The organism is Nocardioides turkmenicus (genome assembly GCF_011045035.1).
Lineage (GTDB): Bacteria > Actinomycetota > Actinomycetes > Propionibacteriales > Nocardioidaceae > Nocardioides > Nocardioides turkmenicus.
On the sequence record NZ_JAALAA010000010.1, the window covers coordinates 50474 to 63697 of the forward strand.

General features: G+C 70.2%; 15 protein-coding genes. 3 read left to right on the forward strand and 12 right to left on the reverse strand.

Annotated features, from left to right (window positions below):
- Positions 1 to 12 precede the first annotated feature (12 nt).
- Positions 13 to 423, forward strand: coding sequence for a Fur family transcriptional regulator (locus tag G5C66_RS13350; RefSeq protein WP_165111459.1), 411 nt, complete (start codon positions 13 to 15; stop codon positions 421 to 423).
- Positions 424 to 426: 3 nt separating this feature from the next.
- Here G5C66_RS13350 and G5C66_RS13355 read toward each other — a convergent pair whose 3' ends face one another.
- The 6 genes from G5C66_RS13355 to dut form a co-directional block, all read right to left on the reverse strand.
- Positions 427 to 1872, reverse strand: a complete 1446-nt coding sequence (locus tag G5C66_RS13355) for a PepSY-associated TM helix domain-containing protein (RefSeq protein ID WP_165111460.1) — start codon at positions 1870 to 1872, stop codon at positions 427 to 429.
- A 79-nt stretch (positions 1873 to 1951) separates the two neighbouring features.
- Positions 1952 to 2470: a cell division protein FtsQ gene (locus G5C66_RS13360; RefSeq protein WP_338144164.1), complete on the reverse strand. Its 519-nt coding sequence runs from the start codon at positions 2468 to 2470 to the stop codon at positions 1952 to 1954.
- Positions 2471 to 2528: 58 nt separating this feature from the next.
- The gene (locus G5C66_RS13365) at positions 2529 to 3290 is read right to left on the reverse strand and encodes a DUF3159 domain-containing protein (protein ID WP_165111462.1); all 762 of its coding nucleotides are present in this window, start codon (positions 3288 to 3290) and stop codon (positions 2529 to 2531) included.
- Between the two features lie 11 nt (positions 3291 to 3301).
- Complete coding sequence (locus tag G5C66_RS13370) at positions 3302 to 3673, reverse strand: single stranded DNA-binding domain-containing protein (RefSeq protein WP_165111463.1); 372 nt, start codon at positions 3671 to 3673, stop codon at positions 3302 to 3304.
- A gap of 7 nt (positions 3674 to 3680) precedes the next feature.
- Positions 3681 to 4343, reverse strand: a complete 663-nt coding sequence (locus tag G5C66_RS13375) for a DUF3710 domain-containing protein (protein ID WP_165111464.1) — start codon at positions 4341 to 4343, stop codon at positions 3681 to 3683.
- A gap of 52 nt (positions 4344 to 4395) precedes the next feature.
- Positions 4396 to 4848 (reverse strand): dUTP diphosphatase, encoded by a 453-nt coding sequence (gene dut, locus G5C66_RS13380; protein ID WP_338144165.1) that lies wholly within the window; start codon positions 4846 to 4848, stop codon positions 4396 to 4398.
- Between the two features lie 65 nt (positions 4849 to 4913).
- Here dut and G5C66_RS13385 point away from each other — a divergent pair, with 65 nt between their 5' ends.
- A complete protein-coding gene (locus G5C66_RS13385) occupies positions 4914 to 5372 on the forward strand; it encodes a DUF3093 family protein (RefSeq protein ID WP_165111466.1) in 459 nt (152 codons plus the stop codon).
- Positions 5373 to 5407: 35 nt separating this feature from the next.
- Positions 5408 to 5713 carry a DUF4235 domain-containing protein gene (locus G5C66_RS13390; protein ID WP_165111467.1) on the forward strand — a complete coding sequence of 102 codons (306 nt, stop codon included), beginning with the start codon at positions 5408 to 5410 and terminating at the stop codon, positions 5711 to 5713.
- 154 nt (positions 5714 to 5867) lie between these two features.
- Here G5C66_RS13390 and G5C66_RS13395 read toward each other — a convergent pair whose 3' ends face one another.
- The 6 genes from G5C66_RS13395 to tatC form a co-directional block, all read right to left on the reverse strand.
- Positions 5868 to 6158 (reverse strand): DUF4193 domain-containing protein, encoded by a 291-nt coding sequence (locus tag G5C66_RS13395; protein ID WP_040755057.1) that lies wholly within the window; start codon positions 6156 to 6158, stop codon positions 5868 to 5870.
- Between the two features lie 265 nt (positions 6159 to 6423).
- Positions 6424 to 7296 (reverse strand): inositol monophosphatase family protein, encoded by an 873-nt coding sequence (locus G5C66_RS13400; RefSeq protein WP_165111468.1) that lies wholly within the window; start codon positions 7294 to 7296, stop codon positions 6424 to 6426.
- 25 nt (positions 7297 to 7321) lie between these two features.
- Entirely contained in the window at positions 7322 to 8440 is a 1119-nt protein-coding gene (locus G5C66_RS13405; protein WP_165111469.1) for a ferrochelatase, read from the reverse strand.
- A 46-nt stretch (positions 8441 to 8486) separates the two neighbouring features.
- On the reverse strand, positions 8487 to 11267 hold the full coding sequence (locus G5C66_RS13410) for a DEAD/DEAH box helicase (protein WP_165111470.1): 2781 nt from the start codon (positions 11265 to 11267) through the stop codon (positions 8487 to 8489).
- Positions 11268 to 11310: 43 nt separating this feature from the next.
- On the reverse strand, positions 11311 to 12195 hold the full coding sequence (locus G5C66_RS13415; protein WP_165111471.1) for a YegS/Rv2252/BmrU family lipid kinase: 885 nt from the start codon (positions 12193 to 12195) through the stop codon (positions 11311 to 11313).
- 178 nt (positions 12196 to 12373) lie between these two features.
- Positions 12374 to 13219, reverse strand: a complete 846-nt coding sequence (tatC, locus tag G5C66_RS13420) for a twin-arginine translocase subunit TatC (RefSeq protein ID WP_165111472.1) — start codon at positions 13217 to 13219, stop codon at positions 12374 to 12376.
- Between the last annotated feature and the right edge of the window lie 5 nt (positions 13220 to 13224).

Sequence of the window (13224 nt, forward strand, 5' to 3'; positions counted from 1 at the left end):
AACATGGCGCTCATGGCAGCAACCCAGCAGGTCAAGCGGCGCGCCACCAACCAGGGCGCCGCGGTGAAGGACGCTCTCGCCGCCGAGGACACCTTCCGCAGCGCCCAGGACGTCTACGCGACGCTGCGAGCCAACGGCGAGAAGATCGGCCTCTCCACGGTCTACCGCCACCTGCAGATCTTCGTCGACGACGGCCTCGCCGACGTGATCCACAAGCCCGACGGTGAGTCGACCTATCGGCTGTGCGGCGACGCCTCCACCACCCATCACCACCACCTGGTCTGCCGCAGCTGCGGCAAGGCGGTCGAGATCGAGGGTCCGGCCGTGGAGACCTGGGCCGACAAGGTGGCGGCGCAGAACGGCTTCACCGACGTCAACCACACCGTGGAGATCTTCGGCCTCTGCGCGTCCTGCGCCGGCTGACCCTCAGCCGCGCCGGCGCACCGCGGCGAGGACGACGTCGACCGCCAGGAACGCGACCAGGCTGATCCCCAGCAGCGGGAAGAACCAGCCGACCGCCACGGTGGCCGCGACGCCGCCCACCAGGACCGGCCAGGGCAGCCGGCGCCAGGCGCCGGGCGGCACCGGGCGGCCGAACCGCAGCCGGCCCGCGCCACGAGGACGCCGCAGCCACCACATCCGGTAGCCGAGCAGGGTGACCGCGATCAGGCCGATCGCGAGCGCTGCCAGCGCGACCTGGTTGGCGACGCCGAACAGGATCCCCATGTGGGCGCCGATGGTCCAGGTGGTCAGTTTGGCCATCACCGGCCAGTCCTCGAAGTCGACCCGGTCCACGACGGCGCCGCTGGCGGGGTCGACGGTGACGGTGTCGTAGCTGGTGGGCCAGTCACGCTTGTTCTCCGCCGCCGTCCACGCGCTGCCGGCGTTGGGCGGCGGGGTCAGGTAGAGCGGGTCGCCCAGGCCCTCCTCGCGGGCGGTGGCGAGCACCCCGTCGATGCCGACGCCGTCGACCAGGAGCGCGTCCGGGTCGTCGGCGGGCGCCGCGGTGCCCGCTTCGTGGTGCTGGTGCCCGGCCGCGGGGGCGTCGCCGGCCACGGAGGTCGCGGGCAGCGGCTTCACCCAGGACAGGGCCGTACGCAGCTCCTCGACGTTGGCGCCGGCGTAGCGCGACCAGGTCACCCCGGAGACGGAGAGGGCGAGGGCGCCGAGCAGGATCCAGACGCCGATCGCCCCGTGCCAGGACATCACCCGGGAGCGTCCCCGCGCCTCGGGGTCGGGCGCGAGCAGCCGGCGGGCGCGCCGCTCCCCCCGACGCTTGCCGATCCAGAGCGCCAGTCCACCCAGGGCCACCACCCACAGCCAGCTCGCGGCGAGCTCGCTGTAGTTGCGGCCGAGGGCGCCGAGGTGCAGGTTGCGGTGGAGGTCGTCGAGCCACGCGCGGAAACCGAGCCACTGGCCGTAGCTGCGTACCTGGCCCTCGACCTGGCCGGTGTAGGGGTTCACGAACACCGACATGTCGTAGTCGGCCGGGACCGTCTCGTCGGTGAAGACGACCCGGGTGCTGCGGTCGGCGGCCTCGGGCACGTCGACCCGGATGACGGCGCCGTCGGGGTGGGTCGCCCGGGCGGCGGCGACCTGGTCGGCGAGCGGGACGGTGTCGCCGGCCGGGGTGACCTGGGTGAGCTCGCGGTAGGCGATCTGCTCGACCTGCGGGGCGATCGTGTAGAGCAGCCCGGTCACCGAGGCGACCAGGATGAACGGGGCGACCAGCACCCCGGTGTAGAAGTGCAGCCGCAGTACGAGCGGGCGGATCGCCGGCCACCAGCCGCGCCCCTGGCTCGGCGGCGCGGGCTCCGGGGTCTGTGGCTCTGCTGCTGGCGGTGCGGTCTGGAACTGGGTCGGAACGGACATGTGACGCTTCTCTTCTCGCGAATTCTCGGGTACGCAAGACAGCCACCGGGGCTCACCCGGTGGTGCTCGCAGAGGGATCTCAGAGGCCGGCCGGCCTCGGCGGTCCCCGTCGCGGAGAGACATCGGTCCACAGGGCCGGTCGTGGGAGGAAGTGCCCGGCCTCGGCAAGCAGCCGCCCGGCGACCGCGACCCGGGGCATCGGCAAGCGGCGTACGACCACGGCGAGGGCCCTGCGGTGCAGCACCCAGACGACGACCGAGAGCACCGCGGCGCAGGTGTGGGCCAGGAGCATCGAGCCGCCCTCGCCGGCGCCGGGCGTGATCGCGTGCCGGTGTGCGGCTCCTGGCGCCGCGGCGAGGGCCGCGAAGACCTCGTGGAGTCCCAGCTGGGTCAGTCCGGCCAGCACCGCACCCCCGAGCAGACCCACCCGGCGCTGGAGGACCACCACGCCGGTACCGAAGACGGCCAGGGCCGCGGCGACCAGCCAGCCCGCGCTCGGCAGCGTGCGTCCCGCGGCCAGGTGGGCGAGCGCCGCGCCGGTGGTGATCTCGAGGGTCGCGAGCAGGGCGAGCCACACGCTTCCGCGCGTCGGCCTCACCACTCGTAGCTGCACCTGCAGCACCGTCTCCCGAGAAGGGGCTCTCAGAGCCCGTTGGTCACTGCGTCTGCGTCTGCTGCACCGGCGTGTGGTTGCGTGCCAGGAGCCAGATCATGGTGCCGTAGCAGGCGATCCGCAGCGCCCAGCCGAGGCCGGTGCGGAGGATGCCGAGGGCCAGGATCGCCCAGTCGCGGTCGATGGCGCCGCTCCAGGCCAGGAACCAGATCGGCCCCTGGATAGCCGCGCCGATCGCGCCGGGGGCCAGGAACAGCCAGGTGAGCCGCGTGCACAGCTTCACGATCTGCTTGTCCTGGTGCCACTCGAGCGGGTCACCGCTGGCGACGCCGATGAAGAAGCCGAAGATCGGCCAGCCGATCAGGCACAGCCCACCGACGACGACGGTGTAGCCGAGGCTGATCAGGATGCCGGGCAGGAAGTAGGCCAGCGCCTGCTCCTCGGCCGAGCCACCCATCGACTGGGCCAGCCGCACCACCGCGAAGCCGATGAGGATGCCGAAGATGGCGTTGCCGACGTACTGCAGGCTCGAGCGCTGCACCAGCCGCACGACCAGGAAGATCGCCGCGGACGCCGCCGAGGCGATCAGGGCGACCTTGAGGTCCTTGACCACCAGCCAGGCGATGGTGAAGACGAGCCCGGGCACGCCGGCCTCCAGCATGCCGCGCACGCCGCCGAGCCCGGCGGCCATCTGGCGGCGTACGACCGCCTCGACGGTGTCGACCGTCGGATGGTTGTGGTCGTGGTGCTGGTCGGCACGGTCGTCGGCAGAGCCGTCGGCGGGGGTCTCGGAGGTCGGGCTCACGTGTGGTTGGCTCATTCGTTGGGGTCCGGGATCAGCTCGTAGCGGGGGTTGAACATGATGCGCTGGCCGTCGGTGCGACCGATACGGCCCTGCACCTGCAAGGACCGGCCCGGGCTGATGCCGGCGATGCGCCTGCGGCCCAGCCAGATGAGCGTCAACGTGCCGGAGCCGTCGAACAGCTCCGCCTCCAGCGCCGGGACGCCTCCGCGCGGCCGCAGCGTGATCGTACGCAGCGTCCCGCGCAGGCGCACCGACTCACGGTCGGGCGCGTCGGCGATGGAGGCGACATCCTTGGCGACGTACGCAGCCCGGATCTCGCTCGCGTCGATCGAGGCCGTGTTGGCCCACTCGCTGAGCTTGGCGCGCAGCCGACCCTTGGACACTACCGGCTCATTTCTCGACGCGGCGCGCGTTGGGCGGCAGCTTCACCTCGAGCGCCTCGCCCTTCGGCTTGGCCTCCGTGCCGCGGCGCACCACGACCTGCTCGAGGAGCTTCTCCCACTCCTTGCCTGCGCTCGGCTCCATCGCCGGGCGGCCGAGCATGGTGGCGCGGAGCATCCAGCGGGGACCGTTGACGCCGATGATCCGGGTCTGCTGGACGGCTGGCTGGCCGTCGGGCAGCTTGACCTTCATCTGGGTGATCAGCTCGGCGCCCCAGGGGCCCTCGAGGTCGGCGGTCGCGCCGCCGCGCTGCTGGACGTCCTGGCGCAGCATCGGCAGCGACTCGGTCCACAGGTCGCCGTTGCGGGGCGCGGCGAAGGCGCGCAGCTCCATGGCGCCGTCCTCGGCCGTCAGCATCACGGCCGCGATCTGGCCCGACTTCTCGTCCACCTGCAGGCGCAGCTCCTTGCCGGGTGCCGGGGCGAGCATCATCGAGCCGAGGTCCACCCAGTCGCCGGTGATCAGTCCCTCGGGAGCCGAGTCGATGTCGAACGGGCCGATCTCGGGAGCAGCCGGCACCGGCCGCTCCTCGGGCACGAGACGCTCATCGACCGATGCAGACGGCTCTCCCCGGTGGGAGGGCGTGGACTTGCGACGGAACTTCACGACCATCTGCTTTCAGGTTGCGGTGGATCTCTGAGGAGGCCTATCTAACACTGATCGCTCAGCGGCTGGAGAAGCCCCCGGTAGAACCGTATCCCCCATCTCCACGAACGGACTCGGGCAATGCGGAGACCTCGACGAAACGAGCCTGCTCGACACGCTGGATCACCAGCTGGGCGATCCGGTCGCCACGGCGCAGCTCGATGGGCTCGACAGGGTCGAGGTTGACCAGGGCGACCTTCACCTCGCCGCGGTAGCCGGCGTCGACGGTGCCGGGGGCGTTGACGATGGAGAGCCCGTGCTTGGCGGCCAGCCCGGAGCGCGGGTGCACCAGGCCGACATACCCCTCCGGCAGCGCCATCGCTATCCCGGTGGGCACCAGGGCACGCTCCCCCGGCTTCAGGGTCACGTCGACGGTCGTGCGGAGGTCGGCTCCGGCGTCCCCCGGATGGGCGTACGCAGGTGGCGGCAGCTCCGCGTCGAGACGTACCAGGGCTACTTCGAGATCGGACACATCCCGCACCTTAGATGCTCACCCGATTCGTGGCCGGCTTGACCGGCGTGAAAAACTCACGATTCGTGAGCACCCCGGCGTACGACGAGCGACTGACCGTGCCGCTGAGGTGGTGGGTCCAGGGCGTCATGTTCCTGGCGACCCTGTGGATCGCGGTCATCCTGTGGGTGCCGGCCGCGCTCGCCTGGGGCATCACCGCCGCGACCGTCGGCCTCTTCGCGCTGGCCATGATCGTCTACGGCAACGCCCGGATCACGATCGCCGACGGTGTCCTGCGTGCCGGCCCCGCGCGGATCGAGGCGCGCTTCCTCGGCGAGGCGGTCGCGCTCGACGAGACCGAGTCGCACCACCTGGCGGGCCGCGACGCCGACGCCCGGGCGTACCTGCTTCTTCGCCCCTACCTCAAGCGCGCGGTGCGGGTCGCCATCGAGGACCCGGCCGACCCGACGCCCTACTGGCTGCTCTTCACCCGCCACCCGGTGGCGCTCGCGAAGACGGTCAACGCGCTCCGAGCGAGTCTCTGAGCGGCATCCCCGCGGGCATGGCCTAGGCTCGACACATGTCCAAGTCCAACAAGGCTGACAAGGGCGACAAGATCTGGGCGATCATGGCCCTCGTCAGCGGAATCGGGGCCGCCAAGGTCACCAACAAGGTCCTCTCCTCCGGCTGGAAGGCGTCCACCGGACGCAAGCCACCGGCCAACCCCGCCGACCCCGACGTACGCCTCGTGGAGGCCGTGCTCTGGTCGGCTGCCACCGGCGCCACCGTCGCGCTCGCGCGGATGTTCGCCCAGCGTCGCGCGGCCAACTACTACGTGAGGTCGGTCGGTCGGTTGCCTAAGCAGCTGGAGAAGGACGAGTCCTGATCGCCTGAGAAGCAGAAAGGCCGCACGGTTTGCCCGTGCGGCCTTTGCTTTCCAACCTGGCTTGCGCCGGGCTTTCGCCGAGTCGGCGCGTTTGTACAGAACGCTTGCTAGCACAAGCTATACAAACGCGCCGACTCGGCGCTTTTGACTGCGCTTACGCGCAGTCAAAGCAGATCATCTTCTTCTCGTCAGCCAGCTGGCTGCGGTGGTGGACCAGGAAGCAGCTCATACAGGTGAACTCGTCCTCCTGCTTCGGCTTCACCTCGACCGCGAGCTCCTCGTGGCTGAGGTCGGCTCCCGGGAGCTCGAACGACTCGGCCGCCTCGGCCTCGTCCTCGTCAACCTTGCCCGAGTTCTTGTCATGACGACGAGCCTTGAGCTCTTCGATGCTCTCCTCGGACTGGTCCTCTTCATTCTTACGCGGTGCGTCGTAGTCCGTCGCCATCTGCGCCACTCCCCTTCTCACTCATCTTCAGTCCCCCCGCGCGCCCCCGAGGGCAGCGGCACGGCCCGTGATTGTGCACTATTCACGTGCATTTCGCACACTCAACCGGAACCGCGTCGCCGAAACGTTCTGTCATCTGGCGGTATTCCCTATCACGGGGATAGATGATCAGTGAGTTTCGGGTGGGTGAACGCGGCTGCGTCCAGCGGGGCTCCGGGACCGTCCCGGCCGCTGGCCGTCATACATCTACATCAACCAGCGGCTTTCAGTCGGGTACGACACCCGGGACCGAGTCAACTGGCAGAAAACCGGCCTGAACTGCCGCTTCTCGTAGCTCGTCGTAGCCGTGGGCGGGTGCGACGACGACGAACCGGCGGCCACCGGCACCGGTCGTCGCCTCCCAACGGGCACCGGCCGCCTCGGCCACCAGGCAGGCGGCCGCGTGGTCCCAGAGGTGCAGGCCCTCCTCCAGGTAGCCGTCGAGGGTCCCCTCGGCCACGCCACAGATGTCCAGGGCCGCGGAGCCGATGCGACGAACGTCACGGACGACGGGCAGGAACCGCACCAGCGCCTCGGCCTGGACGCGACGGAGACCGGCGTCGTAGGAGAAGCCGGTGGCGATCAGGCGCTGGCTCAGCTCGGCCGGCGGACGCACCATGACGGGCTCGCCGTCCCTGACCGCGGCCGCCGATCCGTCCGGCTGGCGGAAGGCCGCGTAGAGGGTGCCTGCGGCCACGTCGACGACCGCTCCGGCGACGACTTCCCCGGCGTACTCCGCCGCGATGGAGACGGCGTAGCGCGGCAGGCCGTAGAGGAAGTTCACCGTGCCGTCGATCGGGTCGACGATCCAGCGGACACCGCTGGTCCCGCCGGTCTCCTCGCCCTCCTCACCGAAGAAAGCGTCCTCCGGACGCTGTTCCGAGATGAGCCGCCGGATCAGCGCCTCGGTGTCCCGGTCGGCCTGGGTGACGACGTCGGTGGCGGTCGACTTGGTGTCCGCCACCTCGACGACGCCGGCGGCCCGCTCACGGACCAGGTCGGCTGCTGCACGGGCGGTCGCCACGGCGAGCGCAAGCAGGTCTCCGGCCTTAGGAATCGGGCGCTGTGGGGCGGGCTGGGCAGACGGTTGCTCTGTCATGGGGCCGACCCTATGCCGCAGGTGATCACTCCGAGTACTGGGGCGAGTCCTCCCCGGCCAGGGTCGGCAGCTGGGAGCGCTGGTTGAAGCAGCAGCCCGCAGGGCATCGGTCCGGCACGGGGCCCAGACCGCCGACGGTGGGCCGCTCAGCGGCCTCACCACGCTCGACCGCGGCGCGCTCGAGGAGCAGGTCGCGTACGGCTGCCACGAAGCGCGGGTCCTCCCCCGCGGTCGGGCTGCGCCGGGCGTGGATACCGAGCTTCTCGGCGGTCGCCAGCGCCTCCGTGTCGAGGTCGTAGACGACCTCCATGTGGTCGGAGACGAAGCCGACCGGACACATCACCACGGCCATGCCCTCGTTCGACAGAGCCTTCTCCGCCAGCTCCTCGAGGTGGTCGTTCACGTCCGGCTCGAGCCACGGGATGTGCGGGGCGCCGGAGCGGCTGCAGTAGACGAGGTCCCACTCGTGGGTGACCCCGCGCCGCTGACCCACCTGCTCGGCGATCACGCCGGCGACGTCGAGGTGCTGGGCGACGTACGCGTTGCCGTCGGGGCCGGAGTTGTCGTTCATCGACGTCGGGATCGAGTGGGTGACGAACAGGATCCGCGCGCTGTCGCGGGCGTCCTCGGGAAGGTCCTCGATCGAGGCGACCACACCGTCCACGACGGGCGCCACGAAGCCGGGGTGGTTGTAGTAGTGCCGCAGCTTGTCCAGCACCGGCGCGCCCTCGACGCCGCCGGTCCTGTCGCACGCCTCGAAGAGGTTCTCGCGGTACTGCCGGCACGAGGAGTAGGACGAGTAGGCGCTGGTCGCGAAGACCGCCGCCCGCTTGATCCCGTCGGCCCGCATCTGCGCGACCGTGTCGCTCAGGTAGGGGTCCCAGTTGCGGTTGCCCCAGTAGACCGGCAGGTCGATCCCGTGCTCGGCCAGGTCGCTGCGCAGCGCCGCCAGGAAGGCGCGGTTCTGGTCGTTGATCGGCGACTTCCCGCCGCGGTCGAAGTAGTGCTGCCCGACCTCGACCAGGCGCTCCCGCGGGATCCCCCGCCCCCGGGTGACGTTCTCCAGGAACGGCACCACGTCCTCGGTCTTCTCCGGCCCCCCGAAAGAGACGAACAACAGGGCATCGTAGGGAGATACGTCCACCGGTCCATCGTATTTCACCGGGCTGAGACGCGGCTGAGCGGCTCTCCTACTCGACGACGGAGGAGTAGGCCACGACACCTCGCTTGAGGAGATCCATGGTCTGCCGAGCCGTACGCCTCAGCGGGATGTCGCCGGCGGCGTCGGCGACCTGGCCGCAGAGGTCGATGAGCTGCTTGACCCAGCGGACGAAGTCACCGGCGGCGAGCTCGACCTCGCTGAGCACGTCGTCGAGCTCGTCGCCCTCGGCCCAGCGGTAGGCGGCCCAGGCGAAGCCGAGGTCGGGCTGGCGCAGGAAGTCGAGCTTGTGGTCGCGCTCGAGGGCGTCGAGCTGGCCCCACAGGCGTACGGTCTCGGCGATGACGTCCTTGACCCGGCCGCCGGGGATGCGGGGCGGGGTGGCGTCGTCGGCGCGCCGGGCCTCGTAGACCAGCACCGAGAGCGCGGCCGCGAGCTCCGAAGGGGTCAGGTCGTCCCACAGGCCCTCGCGGAGCGCCTCGGCGGCGACCAGGTCCATCTCGGAGTAGAGCCGCATCAGGTGGGTGCCGCGCTCGGTGACGGTCTCGCCCTCGAGGTAGTCGAGCGCGACCAGCACGTCACAGACCCGGTCGAAGGTGCGCGCGACGGTGTTCGTACGCGCCTCCACCCGGCGCCGCAGCGTGTCGGTGTCGCGCGACAGCTTGAACCAGCGCTCGGCCCAGCGGGCGTGGTCCTCGCGGTCGGGGCAGTCGTGGCAGGGGTGCATCTTCAGCTCGCGGCGCAGCTCGGAGATCTGGGTCTCCGCCGAGCTCTTGCGCTCCTTGCGGGCGGTCGGCGAGCCCTCGTAGGGCACCGGACGCAGGTCGCGGGTCTTCTCCCGCAGTCGCGAGGCCATGTCGCGGCGCATCTGCGGGTTGCGGCCGTTGAACGACTTCGGCACCCGCAGCCGGGTCTGGGCGGCGATCGGCACGTTGAAGTCCATCATCGCCAGCCGCCGGGCCTGCCGGTCCTGGGTGACGACGTAGGGGCGCGGGCCGTCGGGGTCGAAGCCCGGGTCGACGATCACGGCGTAGCCGGCGAACTTGCCGGTCGGCACGTCGATCACGTCACCGACCTTCAGCTTCGAGAGCGACTCGATGATCTCCTCACGCCGGTCGGCGCGCCGCTCACGCGAGGACGACTTCTCGATGTCGGAGATCTTGCGGCGGATCGCGGCGTACTCCATGAAGTCGCCACGGTCGCAGGTCGCGGCCTCCCGGTAGCCGTCGAGGGCGTCCTCGGCCTTGCGCACCTGGCGGGCCAGCCCGACGACCGCCTTGTCGGCCTGGAACTGCGCGAACGACTGCTCCAGCAGCTCGCGCGAGCGCGCCCGGCCGAACTGGTGGACCAGGTTGACCGCCATGTTGTAGGACGGCTTGAAGCTCGACCGCAGCGGATACGTACGCGTCGAGGCGAGGCCGGCGAGCTCGCGCGGGTTGAGCCCCTGTTGCCAGAGCACGACGCCGTGGCCCTCGACGTCGAGGCCGCGCCGGCCGGCGCGACCGACGAGCTGGGTGTACTCCCCCGGCGAGAGGTTGACGTGGGCCTCGCCGTTCCACTTCGAGAGCTTCTCGATGACCACCGTGCGGGCCGGCATGTTGATGCCGAGCGCGAGCGTCTCGGTCGCGAAGACGGCCTTGACCAGGCCGCGCAGGAACAGCTCCTCGACGACCTGCTTGAACGCCGGCAGCAGCCCGGCGTGGTGGGCCGCCACGCCGCGGGTGAGCCCGTCGACCCAGTCGTGGTAGCCGAGCACGTGCCGGTCCTCGTCGGGCAGGTCGGCGCAGGCCTCCTCGACGTAGGCGAAGATCTCGTCGCGCTCGTCGGGGGTGGTCAGCCGCAGGTTGGCCTGGATGCACTGCTGCACCGCCGCGTCGCAGCCCACCCGGGAGAAGACGAAGTTGATCGCCGGCAGCAGGTTGTCGCGCTGCAGCGCGTTGATCACCTCGACGCGCGACGGGATCCAGACGCGCCGGCCGTTGCCCACGCGCCGGTTGCCGTTCCCCTTGCGCCTGTCCTTCGGCGTACGCCGGTCCGTCATCCGTCCGGCAGCCCAGTCGTCGCGCGCCAGCCTCATCAGCTCGCCGTTGACCGGGGCGCCCTCCTTGACGAACCCGGCCGCCGCGTCGACGTCGGAGGAGGCGAACAGGTCCATGATCCGGCGACCGGCCATCACGTGCTGGTAGAGCGGCACCGGCCGCTTCTCCTCGATGATCGTGGTGGTCTCACCACGCACCGTGGTCAGCCACTCGCCGAACTCCTCGGCGTTGGAGACGGTCGCCGACAGCGACACCACGGAGACCGACTCGGGCAGGTGGATGATGACCTCCTCCCAGACCGCGCCGCGGGAGCGGTCGGCGAGGTAGTGGACCTCGTCCATGACCACGAACCCGAGACCCATCAGGGTCTGCGAGCCCGCGTAGAGCATGTTGCGCAGCACCTCGGTGGTCATCACCACGACCGGCGCCTCGCCGTTGACGACGTTGTCGCCGGTCAGCAGGCCGACCTGGTCGGGGCCGTAGCGCTTGACCAGGTCGTTGTACTTCTGGTTGGAGAGCGCCTTGATCGGGGTGGTGTAGAACGCCTTCCGTCCGGTGGCGAGCGCCAGGTGGATGGCGAACTCGCCGACGATCGTCTTGCCCGAACCGGTCGGCGCGGCGACCAGGACGCCCTTGCCGTCCTCGATCTCCCTGCACGCCTCGACCTGGAAGTCGTCGAGCCCGAAATCGTAGAGCGCGGCAAAGTCCCGGAAGACGGGGTAGTCCTTGTCACGCTTGTAAGCGGCGTACTTCTCCGCTGGCGAGGCGTCCATGGTGCCGAGCCTATCGACCGACACCGACAACGATGCCCTGGGCTCAGGAGAGCGACGGCACCAGTACGCCGAGAGCGGACGGCACGCACTCGACCTCGAGCGGCAGCGGACCGAGGCGCTCGCCGTCGCTGTAGGCGATCACGCCGGGCGCGGCGGCGGTGATCCGGCGGGCCCGGATGCGCTCGAAGGCGGGGTGGGTGAGGTGCTTCGCGTCGCGGACGCCGGGGAAGACCCGGAGGAACTCCAGTCGGGAGACCGGCTTGATGAGGATGGCGTCGAGCAGGCCGTCGGCGGGGTCACAATCGGCCGCGATCCGCAGGCCACCCCCGTAGGACTCGGTGTTGGCGATCGCCAGGAGCATCGCCTCCTGCTCGCGCACCACCCCGTCGATCTCGAGCCGGTAGGGAACCGGCGTCCAGCTGCGGATCACCGACAGCGCGGCGAGCGTGTAGCGGAGGTCGCCGTGGGGCCACCGCATCGCGTTGGCGCGCTCGTTGACCGCCGCGTCGAAGCCGGCCGCCAGGACCGTGGCGAACCAGGTCTCCCCGCTGCGCCCGAGGTCGATGCGGCGGGGGTGATCACGTACGACCACGTCGGCCGCGGCCAGCGGATCGCCGGTCGGGATCCCGAGGGCCCGGGCGAAGTCGTTGCCGGTGCCGAGCGGGACGACACCGAGGTTCACCTCGGTCCCGGCCAGGGCCTGGACCGCGACGTGGACCATGCCGTCGCCGCCGAGGGTGACGACCGTGTCCACGCCTTCGGCAGCGGCCTTCCGCGCCAGCTCGAGCGCATGGTCGGCGTCGTCCCCGATCAGGTGGTCGACCGAGGCCCCCGAGGCCGTCAGCCGGGCGGTGACCGCGTCGAGGATCTGGTCGGCGTTGCCGCGGCCGGCGGTGGGATTGGCGAGCAGAGCGATCTGGCGCGTCACGGGTGAAGACTAGGGCATGTCTGGTAAAGACACGGCGGCCGCGAGCGACGTTTCGGGCCGATCTGGCAAGGCGTCCGCCGCGAAGGCATCCTGGCGGCTGTCGAGCGGCGGCAACGCAGCCAGATCGGATGCGAAACGCCGCGTAGCGGGCGTGGATTTGCCAGACATGCCCTAGTGGTCAGATCACCGATGGGACGTCAGGATCCCCGATCATGTCCTTGCGCTTGCCGGCCTTCCGTCTGTCGTGGGCTCTGGCGATGACCTCGGAGATCCCGAAGAGGACGACCATCGGGCCAGCCATGATCGTCATCGTGAACGGGTCACCCGATGGGGTCGCGACCGCGGCGAAGACGAACGAGCCGACGATGATCCAGGCACGGTACTTCCCCAGCGCTGCGCCGGGCAGGACCCCGATCCGGTTGAGCAGGATCACGAAGACCGGGATCTCGAAGGCGATGCCGAAGACCAGGAGCGTACGGCTGAGGAAGCTGAGGTATTCGCTGAACTCGACGATGTTGGTCAGGCCGTCGGGGACGAAGGCGAACAGGATCTCCAGGCCCTTGGGCAGCGTGACGTAGCCCAGCACGACGCCGACGAGGAAGAGCGGGCCGGCGACAGCCACGAAGATCCTCGACATCTTCTGCTCGTGGGCGTGCAGGCCCGGCATCAGGAACGCCCAGATCTGGTAGAGCCAGATCGGCGCGGTGCCGATCAGGGCGGCCAGGCCACACAGCTTCAGGTAGAGCATGAAGCCGCCCGCGGCACCGTTGACGGAGCTCAGCGAGGCGGCACCGCCCTCCTGGTCCATCATCTTGACGGCCTTGAGGTAGGGATCCATGACCAGGTCGAAGAGCTGCTCGAAGAAGAACAGCGACACGACGAACCCGACGACCAACGCCAGGGATGCCTTGATCACCCGCGCACGGAGCTCGCGCAGGTGGTCGGAGAGCGCCATCCGGCCGTCGTCGCCGATGGGGTGCTTGGGGGTGCCGCGGAAGACCGCGACAACACCGGCGATGGACAAGGTCG